The sequence below is a fragment of the Alishewanella jeotgali KCTC 22429 genome (genome assembly GCF_000245735.1).
Classification (GTDB): Bacteria; Pseudomonadota; Gammaproteobacteria; order Enterobacterales; family Alteromonadaceae; genus Alishewanella; species Alishewanella jeotgali.
Window position 1 is genome coordinate 13,286 of the sequence record NZ_AHTH01000050.1, and the last position, 22,944, is coordinate 36,229.

Here is a 22,944-nt window from a genome sequence, read left to right on the forward strand (position 1 = left end):
TGGTACAGGTAACGCCTTACAGTTCGTGGTACTCAAACGGGGCGTCTTTACCCTCCAGCAATTTGATTTTGCCGCCCAGGGTGGTGCTAACAAACTCGGCTGCCATAAAGTCGACCGGGTTGGTAGGTGCCAGGCTAGCCTCGGGCACTTCGAGCTTGGCGTTTTTGCCGGTAGCCAGGTTTTTCATGTCGCCGACAATACGGGCGCGAATTTGCGGGCGCAGGCCACCTTTAACGGCCATACCGCTGATGGCGTTGTACTGGTAGGTTAGGGTAATGGCGCCACCGGCTTCCATTGCCCCACCTTTTTTGGCGCGTACTAAGCCTGCGGCGTAGTTAATTTCAAGGTCTACTGCCACGTCCAGTGGGCCTGCCGGCGACACAATGGCACCAGTAATGCCCGCCTCGGCCAGGTTGCTATGGGCCAGTTGTACCCAGCGCTGATTGGCTGGCAGCGTTACCGCTTCATCGGTAGCTGTGCCGCTGCCCTGGTTGATGACTGCAGTATCACCCAGTAACGCCATTGCCAGCAGTTCTGCCGGTTGGTCGTCGAAGGCGATGGTAATTTCAGTGGGGGCTGCTGTTTTTACGACGTCCAGCGCCTGGCCATAGCTGGCTTTTTTACGGCTGGTGCGTACGGCTTCGTTGCTTGGGGTGTTAATCGCCAGCTGGGTGACGTTGATCGGCCCGATTAAACCAGTGCTTTGACCAGTGTCGGTTAAACGATCAATAAAGATGTTGCCTGATAACATTAAACCGCTCATGGGCGATCTCCTTTTACGCTTTTAAACGAAATTTGACGTTAAACGCCAACGGGTAGTAGGCGTGGCCCTTGGTGTAGCGGGGCTTTGCCGGTGAATTAATGCGGGTTAATACATGCTTGTCGTCAACCAGACTGTTGCCGTGTAGTGCGACCAACAGCTGCTTAATCAGCTTGCCCGCTTCCTGGTTTGGGTTTTGGCCACGGCCCTGGCGAATTGCGATAATCAGCAACCAGGTTTGGGTTACATGGCTGTAAGTACCGCCCTGGGCAATCTCGGGTACGGCATCGCCAAAGTAAATAACATGGCAGGCCGGGGTAACCTGGCTGAGTTCTTCAACCTCAGCCAGATCGTTAGCGCTATACACCTGGCGAAAGCCGGTTACGGTTTTCGCTACATCTATTAGGTGCTGCTCTGCAGCCAGGTAGTTGTCGCCGATGTCGTGCATCAGATAAACCCCTTGCTGTTGCGCCGGCTAAACACCAGGCCATCAGATTGCATTACCGCGATGGTGCCGGTTGGCTGGCTCGGTTGGTCGTCAGCTAAACCTAACTGCAGATCGCCTTTGCCTACCGCCTCCAGAAACCGAATCACTGCTTTGTAGCGGTCTGTTACTTGTTCTGGTGCCCGATCTCCATTTAACAGATAGCGAGCAATAGAACAGCAATGGCCGGTCAGCACTGCTGGTACTTGGGCTAAGGGCAATTTGTAGCGGCCACCGATATAGCCATTAATTTCGGCGGTAGCATCGGCTAATGCCTGCTCGACTACTGGCGTGTTGATTTCGCCATCGGCGGCGCCTTCACGCCAGCTAAGCAGGGCTAAGTCGTGCTCGCCAAACCGGCTAATCATGTCTGCTACAGAGGCGTACATTACTGCTGAGCTCCAGTGTTACCAGCCAGATTGGCCTGATACGCTGTCCAGGCATCACTGCGTTCTTGCCCGGTAACCTTACGACCAACTAACTTCTCCAACGCATCTAATTGCGGCAGGCCGCCATTGGTAAAGTGGTCTTTGTTGCCTGGCTCCAATAGCGCAATTGCTTGTTCCAGCGTTAATACTTTGTCCTGGTTTACAGTGGCTGATAATGCTCCGTCGCCCAGCCCCCCTTGCGTGTCGCTACCTTGATTTGTCTCAGGCAGCAGGCTTTTTGCAGCCGGTTTGTCCAGCGACGCCAGCAAGCTGGGATCTGCGAATTCACCCACAACAAGTAGGGGGTCGTTGTTGATTTGTTCCAGCTGTTCTGCCGAGAGCTTTTCCGCGTCAATAGTGTTCTGACCTTTAGTAAAGCGGACACCGCCTCGGCGATATCCCGTATGTGCCGCGCACATAATGAAAAGTAGTTTTGCCATTTCATGGTCTCTCCAATTAGCCGCTTGTAGCGGTTGTATGGGCTGTAAGGGTGCCGGGCGCTACTCCGGCTAAGCGCTTTGCGGTGGTGGTTATGCCAGCCAGGGCACGACTAACAAGTCGAGCGCCTTGTAGTTGGTGTTGCTTTCGCCGCCGACTTTTTGCGCCGCTTCAATAATTTTGCGGGCTTTAGCTCGGTTAGATGGGCCGCATACCAGCAGGTCAGGCATCACTCCAAGTGGGCGGCCTTTGTCTGATTTAAATCCCATCATCGCAGCGATAGCGGCATCCAGATTGTCGTCGGTTAAATCGGCTTTACTGGCAAAAGCCATCTGCCAGAAACCAAAGCCGACGTTTAGGCGGGCATCTACGCCATACAGATATTCGTCATGCATAAACACATGATCAGAGTTACCAGCATCGGTTTTTGCCTGCAGGCGATAGTCGCGACGGAGCTGTTTAATTAGCGGCTTGATTGGGCGGCGGGTATCCAGCACAAACCACGCACTACCAGAGCCAGCTTGCATATTGCTGACCGACACTTCCTGACCTTCTTCACCCACTGGGTGGTCGGTATCAAAGTAGTTTTGGCCGTCATAGCATGGGGTGGTAAAGCCTACTGCTAATAAGGCATAGAGCAGTTCATCTGGATGGGTTGCTGCGGCATAACCCATGTCCTGGAACTTCGGCATCAAAATGCCGTATTGGTCGTCTTCGATGTACTCAGCTTTGATGCCTTCAGTCGCCTCAAACTTCTTGTTTTTGATGGCGTAGCTATGCACTTTGGCTTTATTAATCTGACGCTCGCCAATCCATTCACGTAGGCGGCTAAACTCACCCATCCAGCTGTAATCGTTCTGGGCGGTGGTAGAGGGGATGGTGGTAGCAATACGATCACCGGTAGGTGTATAGGTACTACGCCCCTGATTAAATGCAGCACTAACAGCGGTATAAAGCGCAATGAGTGTCTGTGGTGTAATTTGCATTTCTTGCTCCTTAAAGCAGGTTTAAATTCGGTTTAAACCGGGCGTTACACGCCCAGCTCTACCCAGACACCGTCGTCATCTACCTGGATAATTTTTCCGGCAATGGGGCGGCTGTTGGTAGCGTGACTTTTCGACACTGTCTGGTCGTCCACGAAGTAGGCAGTAGCGCCCACATCAGCGGCTACAATGTCGGTGGTGGCAAACTTGTGCTCACCGGCTTCTACCTCTACCCGTACGGCACCGTTGCTACCTGGGTTGCTGACGGCAAAGGTAACAACACCGGCACATTTTTCTGTACCTGTAGCTGCCGCCAGACCGACAGCTAAACCTGCAGCCAATACCGCAATAGCGTTAACGTGTAGGGAAGTAGCGGCTGCTACCGGATAGGAGCGCTTTACGCCCATGCGTTTTGCGATGCTCATGCTGATTTCGCCTTCTTAGCTGCCAGGAACGCAGTTTTGTCGAGGCCAGTGGCCCGCAGTACTGCTAAGTCTTCCTGGGTAAGTTCTTCGTCAGCCACCTTGTCTACCACCTTAACTTGGGTGGTTTGGGTGGCGCTTAATGCGGCAATAGCTGGACGGGCGGCCAGTACGCTTTTCAGCACAGCCACGCCGTTCTGGTTACCTAACTGAGTTAGGTAGTCACGTTCTGCGGCAACAACCTTGCCGTCTTTGTGTGCCTGCTCAATCAGGTTTTCTACCGTATCGGTAGTGGTTTGCTGGCGTAAAACTGCCAATTCGCTGACTACGCCGTTATAGGTTGCAATTGGCACATACTTCGCCAAGTCGATATTGCCGGGATTAGCTTTAAGTGCAGCAACCTGCGTGGTGAGGTCTTCGGCGCTATCGGCTTTGGTCTTTAAGGCAGTAAGCGCGGCTAACGCTGCCTGACCTTGTTCTGCGGTTGGCTCGGCACCGTCTGCAACGGAAATACCAATTGCCGCCAGCAGCTGCTGTAGCAGTGGGTTCATGGGTGGTTCTCCCTGTTGGGGGTTGATGGTAGTGGTAAACTTTTTCGCAGCCAGGGAGGCTATGGCGTCCATGCCATCTACCCCTGGGTAGTTGGTAAGCGCAGCCATTTGGATCTCTAATGGCTCGCCGGTAGCTTTGTCGTAAGGGAAGACAGCAGATAAGTAACGGTACTCTTTGGCATCGATGAGCGCTTTAGCGGCACTTAGCCAGGCGGGTTTGATATACAGACCTTTACCGGGGCGGTATTGCATTTCCTTAAACCAGCCAGAAGCAGGTGCAGGTTTGCCGTTTTCTTCCGCTTTAAGCGTTTGGTGTTCGTAGTCGATGACCAGATCATTAGCGCGCAGCTGGGCGCGCTGAATTAACCTGGCGGCGATATCAGCGTTCATTTTCCACTTGCCGCCTGGCACATCAAAGGGGCGGCCATCTATAGCACTGAATTCGCCGTCGGGTAGAAGTTGATACCAGCCATCTTCGCTGGCCAGTTCGCCGGAAAGTGCCGCAATGGCATAGCCAGTGGTAACTGTTGCGCCAATTTGGGCGCTAAGTACTGCCAGTGAGGTTTGAGTTGGTTTAAACATTTCAGCCCAGGTGTTGATTTATCCTGGGCTGATTGTGGGTTATGGGGTAGGGGGTTGTAGATTAAAGCGTTTTGCTAATTTGGCTGGGAGTTAATGACCCTTTGTATCGTAACCAATTTAGGTTCATAGGTCTTCTTCGTTTTATTGTATTTGCTTGTTACTCTCACATCAGCATAGATACGTAACTTTCCATGAAGCTCTGCAGGATTGATTCGCTCGTCCAGATGAAAGCTTGTTCTTCTATCGATCAGACCTGGAACGGTGCCCGCCCAGGTAGTCGATTTGTCTCGGTCACTGGCATAAATAAGCACCGGCAAATTTGTGTAAAACTCATCTCGTTCTTCGGGAATTGGCGGCGTGTACTCATCTGGCGTCTCCCTAACGAAGTCATTATTGATAGTAAGTTTCTGTTGCCCCGCGATTTCTATAGTCGCAGCAGGATCCGCTTTAGCTGGTTTAACAACCGCAATGGCCTCTTTGGCTAGTTGCTTTTTATCTTTCATCCCTTCCAGAATTAGCGAAATGTCTTCACCAGAAAGCTTTACATCAGCGCCTATGTTGACGATGGTGTTGTTATAGGCTTCGACATGGGTGGTTGGCGTTGAACCGCCAACGGCTTTCATTACGCCATAGGTTAAAGCTGCTCCTACGCCGATTGCTACAACGGTTCTAATAGCAGTGCTATCCTTAACCATCTTCGCTATAACCTCCTTTGCTTTGTCATAATTTTCCTGTCCTTGAACGACATACTCGACTATGAACTTTTCTAATAAGCTACCAGCCTGCAGGGTTTCAACGTAGACATTAACGTCAACAACCTGGATACCTTGATAAGCCTTCTCAAGAAATGCCGGTGTTCTGTGAAGTAGCTTCTCAATATTCCTCAGCGACTCAATAATATCTGGAATTGGTACTGGTGTTCGAGTTGTATAGTTGATTGTATAGTCAGTTCTGATGGTGAACTGTTCGACTGCTGACATCCTTTTCTCCGAGGCGTAGTTATTAGTAAATCGAATTTAACCGCCTCAGAAACAAAAAGCAAAACCTCTTTAAACCCCCCTTTAAATCGCTCCAGAATCGTTTAAATGGTTTTAACTGATACGCTGATAGCAATTTCAACTCATAGCGCTACCTGGAGCGTTTTAGCGCGTTTTCACGAAAGCAGGTATTCTTCCAAAATATCCAGGATATTCTGCTCGGTCTCTTTGCTGATGCCCAGGTACTCACGCGCCGGGATGGCGGCCGGGCCGGGGGCCATATCATCCTCACCGCCGAACTGGTGGATAGCCGCGTAAATCTTGTTACTGCCTATCTGCGCCCAGTTATCGCCGTACTCGCTGGCGATACTCGCTGCCAGGCCGCCGGCACTGGCCTGCAGCATCTTGCCGCCCTTGCGCTTGGGGTTGGCTTTAAGGTAAGCGTCAGACAGTACTGGCCAAGCTTCGCCGCTGGATGGGTTGGCCTCATCAGCAAAGGCTTGCTCGGTGGCGTCTTCCAGCTCTGCGGCTATGCGCTGCATCGGCTCCGATAAGTCGCCCAGGTTATCCAGCAGCTGCTGCAATACGTCGATTACCGCCTGGCTATTGTGTTCGATGGTAATTTTATTGGTCATGTTTTATACTCATTACTGCAGCTAATGTACTCTTAATGGTAAAGCGGCGGTGCTTGCATCGTTTATGTGGGTTCGACCCCCACCATTAGCTGCCCACTGTCCCCTCCAGCACTTCATAGTTACTTTCCAGCAAATGATACGCTTCTATCTTGTAGGCATTAATCACTGTGTCTAATGGCTGTTGTTTCTTCTGTTTCCAGCCGGTATTGATTACGATCTTAATCTTGCTGTTTTCGCTCGATGGGTAGATATACAACAGGTTATTGTGCGCCTTATCCCAGATAACAGCCTCCGGGTTGGCCAGCATGCGTGGCAGCTGCATGTATTCGGGCTTGCTCAATGCTTTGCCCTGAGCGATGTGTTTGGCACTGTCGGCATGCAGTAACTGCTTTTCACCGATTGCCAGCAGGGCAGTTGGCTGACGGCCTAAGCGGGTAGCGACGACCTGCTGAATGCTTGGCTGCATAAAGCCCAGAGCCTGTACGCTGTTGCCGGCGCGGCGCATGTCTAGCGCTTTACTGGCCCAGCTGGCGAACTGCGCCTGGCGTAGCTCGCTGTTGTTTAACGACTGCACCAGCTGCGTTTTTAGCTCGATGCTTTCGACGGTAGCAAGCTTCTTGGCCACGGCCTGATCCGTACCAAAGGCTGCTGCGCCGGGGTTATAGGCCCAGCCGACATCTGGCGTCATGGTTTTGCCACCAGGCAAATTAAGCCGTACGTGGTCGACTTGGATCACTTCACCAGTGCGGGTATCAACGCCCGCCTCGGCAGTGATTTCCTCGATATAGCTACTGCCATTTTCTAACTGCAGCCCCATGCGTTCCAGCTGCTTAGCGGTGAGGGCCCGGATGCGGCAACGGCAGCCCCAGCCATTTGGCGGGTAAATGTATTGCCAGATGGGATCGTTATAACGGAATGCCTTACCGTTTAGGTTGGCGTGGGCCGGGCGGGTTTGCCCGTCCATTACCGCCACATACATCCAGTAGGGGCGATCTTTGGCGTTGGCCAACTGGCGCTGGTAGCGGCCCGACATATAGGCCGTTTGCAGGTTATTGCGGTAGATATTACGCAGCCGGTAAGCGCTACCCAGTTGCACATTGCGGGCGGTGCCGGCTTCGTCTACCCAGGTTTGTTTGCCCCACCAGCCTTTTGCCTGCAGCTGTGGCGCCAGGTTATCGACAAACTGCTTAGGGGTTAGACCATTGACCAGTGCGGCGTCGACTTCTTTGCGGATGGTTTCCAGTACATCCATCCGCATCGCCTTGGCGACGGTAAAGGCTTTAGCGTGCGAGCGCTGCCATACTTCCCACCAGTTGTCGGATATTTCAAAGCCCTTGGCGCGAAAGTAAGCCACCGCATCGGCAGGTGGCATATCAAAGGCTAAGCGCAGATCAGCTGTTGGCATTTAACTGGCCCCACAGTTCTCCGACAAACAGCACTTGCGCCAGGCGCTGCGTTAATAAGCTGTCGTCCATATCTGGCCACAGCTTATCCAGTTCGGCTTTTAACACCTCGGGGCCTTTGTCAGCGGCTGCAAATACCGGCTTTAGAATGCCCAGCATTTGCTCGTCAAACTGGCCAGTACTGAGCGCGTCCAGCGCATCTTCCAGCGCTTGTTGGTCTGCGAACTGGGTAGTAGCGTTGCCCTTTAGCACCGCCATGCCTTTGAGTTGGGCTGATGGCATAGGTGCAGTGTCGATAATCTCCAGTACGTCTTCACCTTTTTGCGCCTGCGGTATTTTGGTTTTTTCATGCAACCAGGCTTTAGGTATCTGCATACCCATGCCAACGAAGGCACGCAATGGGTAGGCTAGATCGCGTAAGTCTTCGGCCTCTGTTGTGTCGAACTGTAAACGGGGATGGCGGCGGTGATCACGAAATGAGGTGCCATTAAGTGCGTAATAGGGATATACAATATCACGGGTAAAGCTTTGTTCCAGGGCCGCTAAATCGGCATCCCGGATCTCCATCCTTACTTCGTTATGGATATTACCCAGAGCGTTAGTGCTGCTGGCACCGTCGGCTTGGGTGGTCAGCGTGCCGCCCAGCACGGCCTTAGATATGGATTTTTCGCACCAGGCAATCATGGCCATAAAGGGATCGCTTTGCCCATCTGCAGCATTTTGAAAGTCGATTTCCATACCTTTGGGAATAATGCCCCCAGCATTGTGGCCAATGCTCATTACCGCCCGTAATAAGGTTAGCTTCTCGCGCTCGCTGGCACCGCTGGGGTATTTACCCAGGCGAATGGGTAGGCCGTAGATTTCTAAAAACTCGGCCAGATCCCTGACAGAATAGTTGGCAAATAAATACGGCCAGACCAATACCCGCACGAGGCCGCGGCGTTCGAGGTAACCGCTTTTCGCTTTGGCGGTATGGCTTAGCCAGCCAAATGGTCGTAATGCCATACCGGTATGTGAGCCATCACGCAGCATCAGTTGGTTACGTTTGTCGGGGTTTATTTGGAACCATGACGGATCACGAAATTCACACTGGCTGATAACGTGGGTTTTCTCGATATATTCCCAGGTGAGTTCCTGATTGCTATAGCCCTTTAGAATGGCGTCGGATGCATCAAAGATGGCATCGCGCAGCCAGACGGCTGAGCGTAGCAACTCTTCTATCATTTGTGCATCGCGCTTTTCAGCTGCACTCGCATTAGGGGGTGGTACAATGTTCCAGGGTACTGACAGTAGCGATAAGCGGCGCTTACCCAGTTCGCTTTGGATGTGCGCGCTTTTTTCTTCCATATCTTCGGCCAGCTCGCATTGAGCAACCAGGTTACCCTGCTCAGCTTCTTTAAGAATATTCGCAGCTCGGGCGGGTGTTAAGCCGCTGCTGGGGTGGCCGCCATAATGACGATGTAATTGCGCCAGGCGCGCTTCGGCTTCGGTTTGCGGGGTTTCCAGATCGCCTTCAAAGGGGCGGCCCCAACGGTCTACTATGGTGCTTTTCATGGTGGGTTCCTGTTACCAGCAGCCTGATGCTGACTGGGTGATGTCGTCGTCTTCGTCTACATGGCCATAGAGGTCGGTTTTGCCGGGTAGGCTGGTAAAGTCGATGGCACCGCCTTCCATCCAACTCGCTCTAATAGCCATAACTAAAGCCACCGCAAAGTCGCCGTGGCGCTTGCCTTTGCCGGATTTGGATTCCAGATCCTTTTGGCGGCCTTTATCAATTTGCGGTATGCCGTTTACGACCTTGATGCTTAGTAGGTCGTCCAGCGTGCTTTGGTGTCGTGGCAGCTCCAAGTTGAATGAATCAAATTCGGCTTTAAGTTTTGGCATCCACTCGCCATACCAGCCTGCGCTAAGATGCACGCTATCGATGGCTTCGCTGCCAAATTTAAGGGCAGCTTGCTCTGCCAGGTAACCGCCGTTGCCGGTGGCGTCAAAAGCCGCATTGCAGAAGCGGGGTAAGCCTTGCAAGGTGTAAAGCAGTATTTGCCATTGCTGGTTGTAAGGTACATTGCGCAACTCAATAACAAAGGGTACGCGCTTGCGCAGGTCTGGCTTGATGGCCAGCGGCACGAATACCGACAGGTCGCCTATGCGGGCAAAGTCTTCGCCCAGTACGTGGCGGTCTGTCCAGCTGAGTTTATCAAGCTCGGGTTTGATAACGTCTTCCAGCCACTTTTGTGCTTCGGCCTGGCGCATTTCCTCTGTCCAGGTTTCAAAGTGTTCTGGTGCTTCAAAACGGTGGATTGGAATGCTGTGATCGGCCACCATGGCCGTTTCAATAAGCACCCGCGACAGGTAGTTACCGCCTGATTTCTTGGGTATACAGCCGTATTCTTCGTCGGCGCTTTCTTTATTGGGGGCGTTTTTGTACAGGCCATCGCGCCATTTTTGCTCGGCTTCTGGTGACCAGGTTTGGCCCGTTACGTAACAGATGCGCTTATAAAGCCCCTCTGCAATAGCGCTATCTAGCGAAATGGTATGGACGGAGTAGTCTTTTTTACCTTCTTTTGCTTCCTGGATATAGGTGTTAAAAGCGTTATCTACGCCGTTGTGCGTGCTGATTAGCCGCACTTTGTTGCCCCACATTGTAAGTGCAAGAGCCGCTTTAAGCAGCTCTTCTAATGATTCGTGGAATGCCGCCTCGTCAATTACCACATCGCCTTGCAAACCCCGTAAGTTGCTGGGCCGAGAGCTTAGTGCCTGTATTTTGCGGCCAGACTTGGGAAAGCGGATCATGTAGGTCAGGATCTCTTCTTTTTTGGTGCTGTCCCAAAAGGTTTGCTCGTATACGTCGGCTTCTGCCAGGCTGTTAAATGCCTTGGCAAACAGGGCGCAGGCGGCGATATATTCCAGTGCCATTTCCTGTTTTGAGCCGACATAAAAAGTATTACAGCCGCCACGCTTACGCGGCTTTGCGGCGTTGATCACATTGCGCCCAGCTTCTGCCCAGGTTAAACCTGTACGGCGGCTTTTCTCTGCGATCATGATTTGCGATTCGTCTTCAAACCAGCGCTGTTGATAGGGCAAAAACACCGCTTCTTTGGCGGGCTGCGCATCGCCAATGTCTTGCGGTACGTCTACGCCGTATAGCTCCATCTCTTCCTGCAGGTTAATTTTGCGGGGGGCAGAGGTGGCGGTAAGCCCTTTGATTTTCGCGGCTTTGGTTGCGGTGGCCATTAGGCTTTACCCAATAGAATGTTGCGGATCTTATCTTCGAGCTGTTCGCTCATGCCGTCTTCGCCGCGCAGTTCTTCGCTTACTGCGTTGGCCGCTTCTGTGGCAAACGCTTTACGGATTTCGGTTTCACGCTTATGGCTGGCCATAGCGGCTTGCTCCACACGCTGAATTGCTAGTGCCAGCTGACTGATGGCTTTAGGCTCAGCGGGTTTGCCGTCTTCGGCCATGTTCATGGAGGTTTCAAACGCCAGGGTTCTCACCACTTCCTGCAGCAGCTTGCCGACGTCTGACGTTGGCGCACTGCCGAGCTTTGCCGTCCATACTTCGGCTACCTCTCGGCTTTGGCGGATTTTTGCGCCTATATCTTCCATGCGTTTGGCATAGCGGTTAAGGCCGCTTTTACTCAGCTGCTGGTCGTCCGGTAAACCTTTACTGGCAATCAGCTTGTTTACGGCGTCGACAATTTCAATTTGCAGCATTTCACCATCGCGGATCATGCGGTTAAGCTGGTCGCGAATTTCCAGCGGCAGCAGTTCCACTTTGCTACGACGGTTTTTCTTTTTGTCCGTCATAGTGCTGGCCTTGGTTTTTTAACCCCTGGTACTGTGGCTTTGCCGGTTGCAACGTCGGCACCACGGCTATTTAGTCTGGCAACCATATAGCCTGATACATCTCGTAAGGTAAGTAGCTGCTGCTCTTCTAACCAGGCTAGCTCTACTCTCACTGCATCACGGCTGATGTTATGGCCATAAGCTTCCAGGCATTGGTTAATAATGGATTCGTTGGCTTCGTAGCCTGCCAACTCATTAAGCGAACGCAGGATCACCAGGCGGCGGTCTTCCTGCATAATTCTTTGCATTGCCATGTTATCTCCTGACGTTTAAACGTTCTTCTAACAGCAGGTTAGCCAAATGATTCACTGGCTTAAGCTGCTCGCGCAGGGCGTGCATTTCGCCTCTTAGCTCGGTTATTTCTAGCCGTAGCTGGTGGGTTTCGCGGCTGTCTGGTAACTCGGCCACTTTGGTTTTTAATTGCTCGACGGCCATATTTACGGTTTCCAGTTCTTCGCGCCGGGCATAAGTTTTGGCCAGCAGCAGCTGGATAACGTTAAAACCGGTTAGTACTGCGGCCCAGATCACGGCCCACCATTCGCGGATAAAGTCCATTACTCATGCTCCTGCTGGCAGCTAACACAGCGCACGGCAGTAGGCACAATAGCCAGCCGCTGGTTGGGTATTTGGATGCCACAGCTAATACAATAGCGGCCTGTTTCATCCTGGCGCGGGGTTTCGGTTGGGCGATTAAGCGCGTGCTTTAGCGCCTGATCGCGTTGGCGCTGCTCTAGCTCGGCAGCTCTATCAAACATATCGGGCACGGCTAATCCTTAGCAGAGGTATTTACCAGCTTAATGATCACGGATTGCTCGGCTTTTAAGGCGGCAACAATTTGATCGTCAATGTCGGTATCGGTTTGTTTAGCTGCGCGTTCGGCGGCAGCAATAACGTTTTTTACCAGCAATTCGGCGGCATACTTAACGGCCATGTGCATTACGATGGCCTTGGCGGCTTTACCGGCGATGCTGAGCAGTTTGCTAACCATGGTTAGATCCCTAAGATGTCGCGCAGGCGTTGGTTTTGGCGTAGCGCTTCGCCAATGCTGGGCGGTGGGTTAATGGCGCGCTGTATTTCAACAGGGGTGACGCTATGCCAGCCGCGTTCGAATTGGCTTTGCATGGTGGCGTCGTGGCTGTGTAGCGGTGGGGCACTGATTTTGGTACCGGCTTTGTGGGCCAGTATTTCGGCTTCCAGCCGGCGCTCGATGCCGTGCTTAAAACTCCAGTCCCAGTTGCGACCCATCAGGCGGCCCTCGACCCGCTAAAAGCGGCATAGCCAACTTGCCAGCAGGCGTCGGTGAGGTCGCGCAGACGATTAAACCAGCCTTCAATAAACACGGCTTGCGCTGGATCTCTAGCCTGAATGCGTGCGTATAGCCTTGCCCGGCGTAAAACGTAACGGGCAATAAGCCATTCGGTGTCGGCCTGTCTGGCGGCCAGTAAGGTTTTAGGGCCAATGATGCCGTCGACTTTGGCACCAAGTACTTCTTGCAGTAGCCTGGCGGCGGTAACGGTGCCGTGCTGCACAGCGCCGTCGAAGACAGCCAGGGCGATGCCGGTTGGGAGTTCGTGGCTGCGTACAGCACGCCAGTAATCACGGTGATACAGAAAAGCAGCACGCTGCTCAGTAAGGTTAGCAATGTCCTCATGCGGGTAGGCCCTTTTTGATATACCAAAATTGGTTTCACCGCCCGGATCGCTCGGGTGCTGCACATAGCCACCTTCTTTTGCTAGCACAAAGGCAACGGCGTGCTGAAAGTCATGGCTGTAGGTGTTAAGTGTGGGTGCTGGCATGGTGCGATACGGACAGTAACTTGGGTACTGTCAGTATCGCTAAGGGGTGGTTGGTAGCTGGATTAAAGGGTTTTGCTAATTAATTGGATAGTCGACTGCGCGGAGTTCATTTACCAGGTTAGTATTATTTAGCTCTACCTTGTGGCTAAATGCCAGCGCTTTAGACGGTACACTCTGCAGCCAAATGTATTTCTCGTCGTTACCAATTACTTTTCTGGAGCCTTTGGAGAAAATTATCACGTCTGCAAAGCGCTTAGACTTAAAGCTAAACTCTCCGTTTTTATCAGTAACCAGAGTAGCCAGCGGCTGATATTTTGGGTTGTCCCAGATCAATGCTTCGAAGCTACACGCTTTATAGATATCGTCCATTTCTTGCCAATCTGGTACGCGGTTAGGGCCTTCCCTTAAGCGCCGTAAGTCCATCTGGTCTTTCTCTGCGCTGGTTAAGCCTATGCCACAATTTTGATTTAATCGGAAAGTCGACTGTTCGCGCCATACTTTAAGAAACTCGTTCCGGTCATAGGCTCGTACCTCTGTAAGTGGCATATTTACGGTTTCGCGGCTATTGGTAACCACGTAAACAGAGCCATTAACGGTAACGGGCACTAAGTAAAAGCCGGCCACTAAAGCAACAATCGCAAGTAATATCCATTTCATAGTAAGTCCTTTTTAAGTAAATTCTGGGAAAGCTTAGCGTTATTTGCCAGAAATAAAAAGCCCCGACTAGCGAGGCTTACAACGGTTACAAGTGCTACAACTGGCTTAATGCGCGGGGCTTGTAGCGCTGGTAGCAGTTGGATCTGGCATTAGCTGATAGGTGTAAACGCCTTTAACTTTGCTGCTTTGCCAGTGTTTACCTTCGCCGGCGTCCAGTTTATTGCGGGCGGTTTTGTCGTCTTGCTCGTAGCCCAGCTGTTCCAGCAAGGCTTTTTTGTTAATGCCGGGTTGGTCGGCGATAGCGGCTTTAGCCTGGGTGATAAAGTCCAGTTCGTCGGCGTTCAGGCGGGCGGTTTCTACGTCGATCCCCTGCAGCTGTAAATCGGCTGTGCGAACACTAAAGGCGCACTCGGTAATGGCGGCGCGCTCCTTGGTTGGGGTAAGCACAAAGGCGATTTCGCCTGGTGCGGCATCGACTTTTTTTAGCCGGTACATATTGTCTACCGAGTTGCGGATATTGTTGCTGCCCTGGTAGTTCTTGCCGTCTTTATTGGCATGCGACAGGATCATGATGGTGGCGCCGGCTTCGCGCAGGTTCATAAACTTATCCATGATGGCCATGGCGCGGGCGTCGTGCATTACGTCGCCAAAGTTGCGCAGGCTGTCTACCAGGATCAGGGTGTTGGCGTAGGTGGTGCCGCTGGCTTTGGCGTCCAGGGCGTCAAGCATTTCAGGGGCTGACATCACGCTTTTGCTGCGCTGCACGTAGTAGATATTGCGATTGCTGATTAGCTTTTCTTGTACGCCACGGTCTTTTAGCACGTTTAGCGGGTTGTCGTAGTCCAGGTAAATTACTTTCTGGTAGCCGCTGCAGGCTTTGGCCACGGCAAAGGCCAGCCAGCTTTTACCCATACCGCCGTCGGCATAGACCAGGGTAATCATATTTTTAGCCAGAAAGCCTGGGATCAGGAATTCGGTTTGGCGTTCAAAGTCGCTGGGGCGCAGTGCCTGGCTGAATAAAAAGTCGAACATGGTTTTTCCTTAAAACAGTTTGAATTGGCGCCGGGCGCGCTCGATTTGGGTTTGCTCTTTGATGATGCTGTAAATTTGCATATCGGTTAGGCGGTGGCTCTCTGCCAGGCTGCGAATACTGGCGCCCTTGTTATGGGCGTTGTAAATGGCGATATTGCGCAGCAGTGTTTTCAGCCTGTCGTTGCGCGGTATATAGGTTTGGATCCCACCAAGGTAGTGAGCCAGCTCAATTACCAGACGCTGTGCCAGGTTCTCTGGCTGTTTAACATGGCCCTTTAGCTCAGATTCAAACAATGCCATTAGCGACTGCAGCTGGGCTGGGATGCGGTTAATTGCATCGCTGCGCTGCTCTGGTGGCAGCTGTTCCAGGTCGATTAGCAGCTGCTGTAAATCGTCGTCGGCAAAGGCATCCAGTTGCTGTTCAGTCATTGTTAGGCACCTTGTTTACTTTTAACCCGTAGCGCTCCATTTGCTGTTGCCACTTTTGGCGCTCGTGTTCGTCGTTGGTGATTACCTGATTTTTAATTTCCACTGTGCTGTGGCCGTCGCGTTGTTGCTGCTCGGCGATTTGGCCCAGGCGGGCCGTTAGCACTTTTTTCAGGTAGTTGTGGTTGGTCAGTTGCTTGCCAGTGCCGTTGATGCGGCTTTGTTGCAGGCTTGCCACCGCTTGCTCCAGCGCGTCGGCCAGCGCGGGCAGGTTACTGGTTAAGGCCAGTGTTTCCTGCACCAGCGTTAGCGCTTTAGTGTTGCTTAAGTCCTGCTTGGCAGGGCGAAACATGGCCAGATACGCGACCATATTGCCGCCCAGTTTGTAGTTCATGCGGGCGAACTGGCCGAGTAACTGGCGGCCCGCTTCATCGGCCACCAGCTGATCCAGGTGGATATTGGAATGGCAAACAGGGCAGCGGCTTAACTTCATAGCATGGCCCCGTTAATGCGCTCCCATCGCTTTAGCAAATAGGCGTAGCTATCTTGCGGGTGTGGCTCATAGCCGCGCTTTTTCAGATCTTCAAACAGGCAGCGACGGGCCCAGCGCTTTAAGCTGTTTAGGGTTTTAGCGGCATCTTCACCACGTAGCCATTGCACTTCGTTAATGCCAGCGCCGCCGTTCTGTTGCGCTGTCATGCGTTGCACCCAGCTGTTAAGGGCGGTTTCGCTGCCGTCGTTAATAAAGCCAGCACGATGCATAAAGATCCAAATAGCGCGGATAGCACTGCGCTCGTCTTGCGGGCCTTGTTTTGAGCTGGGGCTTAAACGGCCTTTACCGGGCTTTTTAACCGGTTTAAAACCGAGTTTTTTAAAGGCTTCCAGCACGGTTTCCAGCTCGGGTATGGTCATATCCGTGCTGCTAGTTTTGCCGTTGCCATAGTGTGCCAGGTTGGCGCGGTAGCTTTCATCGTCCATACCCAGCTGAGTACGGGCGATATGGATTTTGGTGATTAAGCTGCGGCGCGGGTTAGGGTTGGTTGCTGTCATTTTGCACCTGCCTTGGCTTTAAACTGGACAAAGCATTTACCGGCAATTCGCCAGCGGCAGATATCTGGGTTAACAGGATTCGTAATAGCTTTGGCTAGTTCCGGTTTAAACTTCACACACTTTTTACAGGTGTCGCGGGTTCCAAAACCATCAGTGATCCCTTCACAAATTTGCTCAGGGGGTTTATGTTGCGCTTGCAACTTAACATGCGTGCATACCCTTTTAACTCGTGTAATAAGCTCTTGTTGTGCCTGCTGTACTGTAAGCATCCCGCCATGTGCAGCAAAGAAATCGCCTATCTCACTAATAAGCAAGAGCTCAGTTGCCTGATAAAACTCATTGCTCTGCTCTATGTAGTGTTTAAGCGCTTGCACTACTGAATCACCTATCTTGCCAATACCATGCTGTTGGCACAGTTCGTTAAGCTCGACTATTAGGGCTGTATTACGTTTGTGGGCGCTCTCAATCAGCTCAGCATGTTCCTGGAAAACTTTTTCAACGATAAATCTACCAGCACCCACACCGTCAACTCTCCCAAAAGCGTGATGCCAATGGGCTGAGTCATATTCACATTCAGCTTTGATATCCTTTTCTGCTTTAATCCGTTCGTCAAAAGCTTGAAGCAAGAGCTGTAGCAATTGTTCTTTCATATCATCCTCGGCTGCTCATCAGTACCGGTGAACCACCACCGGCAGACGCCCGCTACTGCTGGGCGTTTCGCTATGGGTTTAAGCTGTCTTTAAGTTGCTGCGATGCTTTAAACACTGCTTTAACGCAGGCTGGTTGGTGCGTTGGTTCGCCGCTTACCGGATGCTTGCCAGTTCGTGCGGCTGCATGGCGCGGGCTAAAGGTGCCAAAGCCCTGAATCGTTACATTGCTGCCGGCCTGCAGTTGCTGGGTGATGATGTTCAGCATGGTATTAACCGCGCGCTCGGCCCCGGCTCTGGTTAAACTGGCCTGCACGGCCAGTTCGTTAATTAACTGCGATTTATTCATGGCTTAGTCCTCGTCTATCCAAAGGTCAGGGTTTTGGGTGATTACCAGCTGCACCTGAGTGCGCGGGCGGCCAACCTGAAATGAGCCAAGCCAAATTGCGTGGTGGCTGTCGCCGTGTTCGTCCATTTCGGCCAGAGTGTCGCGTACCATTTGGCTGAGGGTTGGCGACTCGTGGGCCAGCAGTACCAGGCGGTCGTTTTCGTACTCGGCATCCACTAGCGGCACTTCGGGCACGACTTCGGCTTTCACGGTGCCGGCTATCCAGTTTTCTAGCACCCGTTCATCGGATTGATTCAATTCCATCTGCTTTTCCTCAATGTGGTTGTGAGGTTGGGGGCCGCCCAGCACCCAGTGCAGGGCGTCATAGACGCCTTGCTCGTAGGTTTTAGTTGGGTTGTTGGTCCCGTACTTTTCTTCCAGGCTGATGGCTACTGCCATTTCGACCTGGATTAGCTCTTCTGAGCGGGCGATGCTCATAACGCCACCGCCGCTAAGTCGAGAGGGATTTGTCTGTATTGGTCGGTGTCGCCAATGCGCTCATAAACGCGGATATAAGCCTTACTACCGACCACCTGGATGGCTTCGCCAATGGCTGTCATGGCGGTGAGCCAGCGCGCGTCTTTGATATCCAGCCTGCGCAGGCCGAGGATTTTGGCTGTGCTGATGTTGCCTTGCTTGTCGGCGTCGAAAGCGCTGTTAACGATGGCTTTTAACTCTGAGCTGGCACCGGCAGTCCAGTCTTTCAGGCATTCGTCAATTAGTGCTTTGGCGGCTTGCAGGCGCTCGTCAAAGCGGATGTTTTCGCTAATGGCGCGCACAATTTTGTAGCTGCCATCGAAGGTATACAGGGTTAGGTTGCCCTTTTTTCCACCGACTTCGGCGTTGTACTCTTCGGCAGAGAGCTGCACAAAGGCCGCGATATCGGCAAACGCCTGCTGTTTAAAAGCCGCAAGCAAAGCGCTTAGCTCGTAAGACTTTGCGACCAGTTCTTTAACCAGTTCGTCGCGGGCGCGATCGATAGGTTTAATTTTGTCGACTGGAATTAACGCGCCTTTGGCGTCTTGCCAGTAACCGGCTGGAGTGGTGTTTTGGTTCAGGTTCATGGTGGTTTCCTTTTTAATGCCAGTAAACCAGGCAGCTATCGACGTGGACGAACCACGCCTGGCGCTGCTGGCCGTTAACGTTTTCAGTGAATGAGGCGGCCCGTTCCTGCAGCTGCGGGATGGGCCGGTCGATTTGAATTACTGCGCGGGATTTGCGCGAGGTTACCCGCAGTACCTGGCAGCCAAGGCCGCGCAGGTATAGCGGTACATTGCGTTGGTCGAGTTTGTTGGCTGGGTTCATGGTTTGTTGGCCTTATTTAATGGGCAGCTCTGACAGGCTTTCCAAAGCTTGATGCGCTGCGGGTTGGTTGCTGCAAAGGGCTTGGTTTGTTCGGTGGCACAGCGCTGTACTGTTATGCTACCCAGCACCGGGCAGATAACCCGCTCAGTGCTGTAGGCTTCGGTTACTTTTGCTGCGATGTTGCCGAGGTTGCCTGGGTACTTTTCGTTAAGTACCTGGCTTAACGTGGTTTTACTGATATTTAATTCAGCCTCCACTTTCCGGCGTCCTTGCTCGGTGACTTTCTGGCGCAATAAATCAAGCCATTGCATGGTTCAGCTCCCTCTGTTTCTTTTGGGTCTTTGGGTTGCGTACTGGTTTTGGCACCAGTGCTTTTAGGTTTTGGTCGTAAAGTTCGTTGGTGCGGGCAATGGGGTACTTGCGCCCGGTATTCTTTGCAAGGCGATAACGCACCTGGCTGCCGGTGCGCTGGGCCATTGGGGCTTTAAGTTGCAAGCCACGTTTGATGATCACGTATTCGAAGCGCACTAAATCACTGATAAAGCGCTCTATGCTGCAGCGACTGCTTTCTGAGGCAGCCTCTAAATCTGAAATAGTGAACTCGCCCAAAAAGCGCATGGCCTGCCAGATTTTCTGGCGTTGGCTTTTAGGGCGAACTGCAGTTTGGTTTTTGCCTGGTAAGTGGGGCGTAGCACCCTGAACAGCCCGGTAAACCACGGGCTTAACGCCAACACTTACGGTTTCTATTGCCTTGAGTTCCTGCAGATGGCCAATGACCATCTGCGCGGATTTCAGGCTGACGTCCATGTGAGTCGCCAGCTCGGCACTGCCGAAGTCTGGCTGACTTTTAATCCACTCCCAGGCGCGCTGGCTGAGTGTTTTGTTATTCATTTGGCGCATTCCTAACAGTTATTTCACGCTAGGAAAGAACGGCAGATCGCCCCAATGCTGGGCGCTGATGCGTTGCATTTCGTTGGAGCGGGCAAAGGCTTCAATAGCACTTAAACCGGTGTGGATGCGCCGGAAATTGCCGGCAGAAGCTTGTAGCAGCTCAGCTAGAAGGTCTTGCTCGATAACCGTATCGGTTACCATTTCGCTGGCCATGGTGATGATGTCGTCCATGTCTGCCGGACGGAATTCCACGTGCTGAGAAATGCGGCTGTAAAGCTGCTCCAGGCGCTTTACCTTTTTCGGCAGCTGGTTGTAGCCGATCAGGATGATTGGCACATTTGCCAGGTCGTAGATATCGCGGATTGTTTCCAGAACGTCTTTGCGTTCGGCGATGTAGTCGCACTCGTCAATAAATAGCGGTTTACCGGTAATGCTCAGCTCATGCACGATATAACGCAGCATATCGGCTTTGCGCTGGCGCTGATCTAATCCCAATTCTTGCGCCAGACGCTCCAGGAAAGTGCCCAAGGTGTCTGACATCATGCAGCGCACTAAAACGCCATCGGCTTGCACAAACAGCCAGCTGCCTGCGGTGGTTTTGCCTAGGCCAGCTACGCCGGTAAACATACCAATAGCTGGTGTGCCGGATTGCGCGGCATCATTCAAAATTTGATAGGCATCGAATGCTGCTAATACGTTTTTAGTTTTGGCTACTACAGTTTTCATAGGGGTGTATCTCCGTTACTTGATTGCTTTTTTGCTGGTTAAGATGTCGTCGAGCATGCGTGCTGCGGCCTTGTTGCGACGGCGGTAGTCGTGCAACCAGGCTTTCTCAACGGCGGGTAAATCGGTGCTGACACTCAGCTCAGTGAGGTAGCGGGCTTTATGGGCATCGCTGCTAAAAACAGGGGTAGGCGCTTTTTGCTCCAGTGCTTCCAGCTCTTTGCGGCGCTTTTCGAACTCAGAAAGCTGCTGCTCTGTATAGGCCGGTTCAGCAGCTTTGCTGGCAGCAATAGCCGCCTCGGCCGCCTGGGTGAGATTGGTACTGACCTGCTCAGAGCGTTTTGGCATAGCTGACAGGTTGCCGTTTTGCTCGGCTTTGGAATTCAGGATCCGCTGTGCAATGTCGCTGACATGATGCTGTTTGGTGGCTTTCTTGAACTCAGCCCGACGCTCGCGTTGTTGTGCGCGCTGGATAGCTCTGGCTTGCAGAGCAATTTCTTGCAGCTCCAGGCCATTGCCGGCGATATCAGGGTTTACCGCTTCACAGATAAAGTGGTGTTTAACGGCATGGAATACGTAAATTTTGCCAATGTCTTTTGGGTTCCAGCGACAATAAACCCGCTCACCAATATAGGCGCCCAGTTCAGGGTGAACGTATGACCCACCCTCAACCTGGATACCATCGCTTTTGCCAACTGTGCGAAACCCTTTGTTACCTGGTACAGGAGCCAGCAGCACATCAAGCACTTGCGGTTGATCCAAGCGGCGGATCTGCTGCTGGTGATTAACAAACTTCTCAAATGGCGAACATTTAAGGGTGCTGTGCCGGGCGTGGTGGTAGTGGTTGTTTATCCATTGATTGATAAAGGCTTCGAATTGCTCTGCTGTTAAATCGACGTTTAATGCGATCTTGTCTTCGCCCTTTTTACGACGCTCTAACAGCCTTTGTTCGAAGGTTAAACGGGCATTGATTTTTTGGCGATCGGCAACGTTATGGCCAATATAGCCTTGGCATAACTCAGCAATGCCGTGGGAGAACGTACGGAAAAAGCGCTCAATAAAAGGTTTTTCCCAGCCAGAGTATGGGTTGGTTACGTCATGTTCGATGCCCAGTGCATCCCAAACACTAACGATATGCGCGCTGGTGTAATCTGAGCCGTTATCTGTTCTGGCGACTTCCGGCAAGCCCCAGTCCAGGATTGTTTCCCGGATTAATAGGGCGATGGCTTCGGAGTTGGAAGTTGGGCGTAGAATGCACTTTACGCGACGGGTGAAAACGTCAATTACCCCGACAATACTGTAACGGCCGTCTTTGAGCATGACGTCTGCCGGTGTGCTGTCGAACTCCCACAGCTGGTTGATTTTGCTAACAGCAAAGGCTTTGTTACCGAATGCAACCATGCGCTTGTTCTGCCAGCCACTTGGATCGCAGAGTGACATAAACAATTCTTGGTTTTCGTCTTTCCAGCGGCGCAGCCAGGCGCGGCATGTTGCTGGGGCTGGTATGGTGTAGTCGTTGCCAAACTCAGTGTTTAGCGCCTCGTATAGCGCATCGCCTTTGATATGCGGATATTCGCGGATCATCGCCAGGCAAAATGACTGCAGTTCTGGCGTTGAGTCGATTAAACCATTGCCTTTGTTTTTGCCGTAGTTGCCGGCAAGAGCGGTAATGCCATTCTTTTTATAGTCACTTTCCCAGCGGGTTAGGGTACTAAAGCCGATGCTTGGCTTTAGCTGATAGATTTCATCGGGTAAATCCAGCTGTCGGCTTTGATAGAGGGCAACAAAATTTTGCCAGGCTACGGTTTTTGGGCTCGATGCGACTTTAGCGAACTGCTCTGCAGCTTTAAGAATGGTAAGCGCTGTTTCTGCACGTTCTTTTGCTTTGCCGTGCATTCCTGCCAGGGCAATTACAGCCTCAGCTTTGCGGCTTTGATTAACTTCTGAGATTAGCTTTTGTTTGGCAACGGTTTTAGCTGTATGGGCTTTGGCCTTTTCGTGGATAGTAGCTTCGGGCGGTATGCCTGCCATAACGGCAGAGCGAACGTCAGCTGGTAAATCAGTGACAGGGTAATATCTGATACTTCCACCACGGCCAGAACGTAGCTCAAACGGCCATTCTTCCTTGTTAGCGCGGATCCTGATGGTACGATCAGCAACAGACATGGCTGCTGCAATTTGCTGTGCAGTCAACGCCATAGTCATTTTTTGCCGCCTTTGTATTCTATTGCTATATAATCAGGATTACTTTTGGCTATGCTTCTTTTGCCTTTGCGGCGCGAAGTACTACCATCAGTGTTATAGCGAGATGGCCAGATCGTTTGCGGCGACACTCCAATGGCGGCAGCAATAATGCGTTCTGCCTTTGGATAGGGGCGTTGTAAGGCTTGAGCCAGGGTGTTTGGAGATAACTCATTCTCTTCGGATAATTGCCGGAGTGACTTCTGGGCTTTCATCCTGAGTTCCGCAATTATTTTTGCGTTATGCCAATCCAGATCGGCCATTTTTTTGTCCTTTAAAA

34 protein-coding genes, 1 tRNA gene and 1 other RNA gene are annotated in these 22,944 nt (G+C 52.1%); 1 reads left to right on the forward strand and 35 read right to left on the reverse strand.

The window, feature by feature from the left end:
* Positions 1-16: 16 nt before the first annotated feature.
* The 9 genes from AJE_RS15865 to AJE_RS15905 form a co-directional block, all read right to left on the reverse strand.
* Positions 17-763, reverse strand: coding sequence for a phage tail tube protein (locus AJE_RS15865; RefSeq protein ID WP_008951690.1), 747 nt, complete (start codon positions 761-763; stop codon positions 17-19).
* Positions 764-776: 13 nt separating this feature from the next.
* A complete protein-coding gene (locus tag AJE_RS15870; RefSeq protein WP_008951691.1) occupies positions 777-1,208 on the reverse strand; it encodes a phage tail terminator protein in 432 nt (143 codons plus the stop codon).
* On the reverse strand, positions 1,208-1,633 hold the full coding sequence (locus tag AJE_RS15875) for a gp436 family protein (RefSeq protein WP_008951692.1): 426 nt from the start codon (positions 1,631-1,633) through the stop codon (positions 1,208-1,210). The genes AJE_RS15870 and AJE_RS15875 overlap by 1 nt, the downstream gene beginning before the upstream one ends.
* Positions 1,633-2,112 (reverse strand): HI1506-related protein, encoded by a 480-nt coding sequence (locus AJE_RS15880; RefSeq protein ID WP_008951693.1) that lies wholly within the window; start codon positions 2,110-2,112, stop codon positions 1,633-1,635. The genes AJE_RS15875 and AJE_RS15880 overlap by 1 nt, the downstream gene beginning before the upstream one ends.
* 90 nt (positions 2,113-2,202) lie before the next feature.
* Positions 2,203-3,096 (reverse strand): Mu-like prophage major head subunit gpT family protein, encoded by an 894-nt coding sequence (locus AJE_RS15885; protein ID WP_008951694.1) that lies wholly within the window; start codon positions 3,094-3,096, stop codon positions 2,203-2,205.
* A gap of 44 nt (positions 3,097-3,140) precedes the next feature.
* Entirely contained in the window at positions 3,141-3,518 is a 378-nt protein-coding gene (locus AJE_RS15890; RefSeq protein WP_008951695.1) for a hypothetical protein, read from the reverse strand.
* Complete coding sequence (locus AJE_RS15895; RefSeq protein WP_008951696.1) at positions 3,515-4,648, reverse strand: phage protease; 1,134 nt, start codon at positions 4,646-4,648, stop codon at positions 3,515-3,517. Before AJE_RS15895 ends, AJE_RS15890 begins: the two co-directional genes overlap by 4 nt.
* Positions 4,649-4,722: 74 nt before the next feature.
* Entirely contained in the window at positions 4,723-5,628 is a 906-nt protein-coding gene (locus AJE_RS15900) for a hypothetical protein (protein ID WP_008951697.1), read from the reverse strand.
* 173 nt (positions 5,629-5,801) lie between these two features.
* A complete protein-coding gene (locus AJE_RS15905; RefSeq protein WP_008951698.1) occupies positions 5,802-6,260 on the reverse strand; it encodes a phage virion morphogenesis protein in 459 nt (152 codons plus the stop codon).
* A gap of 20 nt (positions 6,261-6,280) precedes the next feature.
* Between AJE_RS15905 and AJE_RS18580 the strand changes: the two genes are divergently transcribed.
* Positions 6,281-6,351 (forward strand) — tRNA-OTHER (locus AJE_RS18580).
* On the opposite strand, the gene AJE_RS15910 is transcribed toward AJE_RS18580, so the two are convergent.
* From AJE_RS15910 to AJE_RS16030, 26 genes are all read right to left on the reverse strand, one after another.
* Positions 6,346-7,665 (reverse strand): phage minor head protein, encoded by a 1,320-nt coding sequence (locus AJE_RS15910; protein ID WP_008951699.1) that lies wholly within the window; start codon positions 7,663-7,665, stop codon positions 6,346-6,348. The genes AJE_RS18580 and AJE_RS15910 overlap by 6 nt on opposite strands.
* On the reverse strand, positions 7,652-9,217 hold the full coding sequence (locus AJE_RS15915) for a DUF935 domain-containing protein (RefSeq protein ID WP_008951700.1): 1,566 nt from the start codon (positions 9,215-9,217) through the stop codon (positions 7,652-7,654). Before AJE_RS15915 ends, AJE_RS15910 begins: the two co-directional genes overlap by 14 nt.
* Before the next feature lie 12 nt (positions 9,218-9,229).
* Complete coding sequence (locus AJE_RS15920; RefSeq protein WP_008951701.1) at positions 9,230-10,897, reverse strand: hypothetical protein; 1,668 nt, start codon at positions 10,895-10,897, stop codon at positions 9,230-9,232.
* Complete coding sequence (locus AJE_RS15925) at positions 10,897-11,469, reverse strand: DUF3486 family protein (RefSeq protein WP_008951702.1); 573 nt, start codon at positions 11,467-11,469, stop codon at positions 10,897-10,899. Before AJE_RS15925 ends, AJE_RS15920 begins: the two co-directional genes overlap by 1 nt.
* Positions 11,466-11,762 (reverse strand): VpaChn25_0724 family phage protein, encoded by a 297-nt coding sequence (locus AJE_RS15930; protein ID WP_008951703.1) that lies wholly within the window; start codon positions 11,760-11,762, stop codon positions 11,466-11,468. The genes AJE_RS15925 and AJE_RS15930 overlap by 4 nt, the downstream gene beginning before the upstream one ends.
* Position 11,763: 1 nt before the next feature.
* Complete coding sequence (locus tag AJE_RS15935) at positions 11,764-12,063, reverse strand: DUF2730 family protein (RefSeq protein WP_008951704.1); 300 nt, start codon at positions 12,061-12,063, stop codon at positions 11,764-11,766.
* Positions 12,063-12,263, reverse strand: coding sequence for a TraR/DksA C4-type zinc finger protein (locus tag AJE_RS15940; protein ID WP_008951705.1), 201 nt, complete (start codon positions 12,261-12,263; stop codon positions 12,063-12,065). The genes AJE_RS15935 and AJE_RS15940 overlap by 1 nt, the downstream gene beginning before the upstream one ends.
* Before the next feature lie 11 nt (positions 12,264-12,274).
* Entirely contained in the window at positions 12,275-12,496 is a 222-nt protein-coding gene (locus AJE_RS15945; protein WP_008951706.1) for a hypothetical protein, read from the reverse strand.
* A 2-nt stretch (positions 12,497-12,498) separates the two neighbouring features.
* Positions 12,499-12,753: a hypothetical protein gene (locus tag AJE_RS15950; RefSeq protein WP_008951707.1), complete on the reverse strand. Its 255-nt coding sequence runs from the start codon at positions 12,751-12,753 to the stop codon at positions 12,499-12,501.
* Complete coding sequence (locus tag AJE_RS15955) at positions 12,753-13,304, reverse strand: glycoside hydrolase family 108 protein (RefSeq protein WP_008951708.1); 552 nt, start codon at positions 13,302-13,304, stop codon at positions 12,753-12,755. Before AJE_RS15955 ends, AJE_RS15950 begins: the two co-directional genes overlap by 1 nt.
* A gap of 75 nt (positions 13,305-13,379) precedes the next feature.
* Positions 13,380-13,961, reverse strand: coding sequence for a hypothetical protein (locus tag AJE_RS15960; protein ID WP_008951709.1), 582 nt, complete (start codon positions 13,959-13,961; stop codon positions 13,380-13,382).
* A 105-nt stretch (positions 13,962-14,066) separates the two neighbouring features.
* The gene (locus AJE_RS15965; protein WP_008951710.1) at positions 14,067-14,993 is read right to left on the reverse strand and encodes an AAA family ATPase; all 927 of its coding nucleotides are present in this window, start codon (positions 14,991-14,993) and stop codon (positions 14,067-14,069) included.
* Between the two features lie 9 nt (positions 14,994-15,002).
* The gene (locus AJE_RS15970) at positions 15,003-15,422 is read right to left on the reverse strand and encodes a Mor transcription activator family protein (protein WP_008951711.1); all 420 of its coding nucleotides are present in this window, start codon (positions 15,420-15,422) and stop codon (positions 15,003-15,005) included.
* The gene (locus AJE_RS15975; protein ID WP_008951712.1) at positions 15,415-15,912 is read right to left on the reverse strand and encodes a hypothetical protein; all 498 of its coding nucleotides are present in this window, start codon (positions 15,910-15,912) and stop codon (positions 15,415-15,417) included. The genes AJE_RS15970 and AJE_RS15975 overlap by 8 nt, the downstream gene beginning before the upstream one ends.
* A complete protein-coding gene (locus tag AJE_RS15980) occupies positions 15,909-16,469 on the reverse strand; it encodes a gp16 family protein (RefSeq protein WP_008951713.1) in 561 nt (186 codons plus the stop codon). Before AJE_RS15980 ends, AJE_RS15975 begins: the two co-directional genes overlap by 4 nt.
* Complete coding sequence (locus tag AJE_RS15985; protein ID WP_008951714.1) at positions 16,466-17,119, reverse strand: hypothetical protein; 654 nt, start codon at positions 17,117-17,119, stop codon at positions 16,466-16,468. Before AJE_RS15985 ends, AJE_RS15980 begins: the two co-directional genes overlap by 4 nt.
* 5 nt (positions 17,120-17,124) lie before the next feature.
* Positions 17,125-17,192: hammerhead ribozyme type II (locus AJE_RS18305), an RNA gene on the reverse strand.
* Positions 17,190-17,465, reverse strand: a complete 276-nt coding sequence (locus AJE_RS15990) for an HU family DNA-binding protein (RefSeq protein ID WP_008951715.1) — start codon at positions 17,463-17,465, stop codon at positions 17,190-17,192. The genes AJE_RS18305 and AJE_RS15990 overlap by 3 nt, the downstream gene beginning before the upstream one ends.
* A gap of 3 nt (positions 17,466-17,468) precedes the next feature.
* On the reverse strand, positions 17,469-17,942 hold the full coding sequence (locus AJE_RS15995; RefSeq protein WP_008951716.1) for a hypothetical protein: 474 nt from the start codon (positions 17,940-17,942) through the stop codon (positions 17,469-17,471).
* Positions 17,939-18,568 carry a DUF3164 family protein gene (locus tag AJE_RS16000; protein WP_008951717.1) on the reverse strand — a complete coding sequence of 210 codons (630 nt, stop codon included), beginning with the start codon at positions 18,566-18,568 and terminating at the stop codon, positions 17,939-17,941. Before AJE_RS16000 ends, AJE_RS15995 begins: the two co-directional genes overlap by 4 nt.
* A 13-nt stretch (positions 18,569-18,581) precedes the next feature.
* Entirely contained in the window at positions 18,582-18,809 is a 228-nt protein-coding gene (locus AJE_RS16005; RefSeq protein ID WP_008951718.1) for a hypothetical protein, read from the reverse strand.
* On the reverse strand, positions 18,806-19,120 hold the full coding sequence (locus AJE_RS16010) for a hypothetical protein (RefSeq protein ID WP_008951719.1): 315 nt from the start codon (positions 19,118-19,120) through the stop codon (positions 18,806-18,808). The genes AJE_RS16005 and AJE_RS16010 overlap by 4 nt, the downstream gene beginning before the upstream one ends.
* Positions 19,107-19,616, reverse strand: a complete 510-nt coding sequence (locus AJE_RS16015; protein ID WP_138984252.1) for a hypothetical protein — start codon at positions 19,614-19,616, stop codon at positions 19,107-19,109. Before AJE_RS16015 ends, AJE_RS16010 begins: the two co-directional genes overlap by 14 nt.
* Positions 19,617-19,718: 102 nt before the next feature.
* The gene (locus AJE_RS16020) at positions 19,719-20,426 is read right to left on the reverse strand and encodes an AAA family ATPase (RefSeq protein ID WP_008951721.1); all 708 of its coding nucleotides are present in this window, start codon (positions 20,424-20,426) and stop codon (positions 19,719-19,721) included.
* A gap of 15 nt (positions 20,427-20,441) precedes the next feature.
* A complete protein-coding gene (locus AJE_RS16025; protein WP_008951722.1) occupies positions 20,442-22,628 on the reverse strand; it encodes a Mu transposase C-terminal domain-containing protein in 2,187 nt (728 codons plus the stop codon).
* Positions 22,625-22,927: a helix-turn-helix domain-containing protein gene (locus AJE_RS16030; protein ID WP_008951723.1), complete on the reverse strand. Its 303-nt coding sequence runs from the start codon at positions 22,925-22,927 to the stop codon at positions 22,625-22,627. Before AJE_RS16030 ends, AJE_RS16025 begins: the two co-directional genes overlap by 4 nt.
* Positions 22,928-22,944 lie beyond the last annotated feature (17 nt).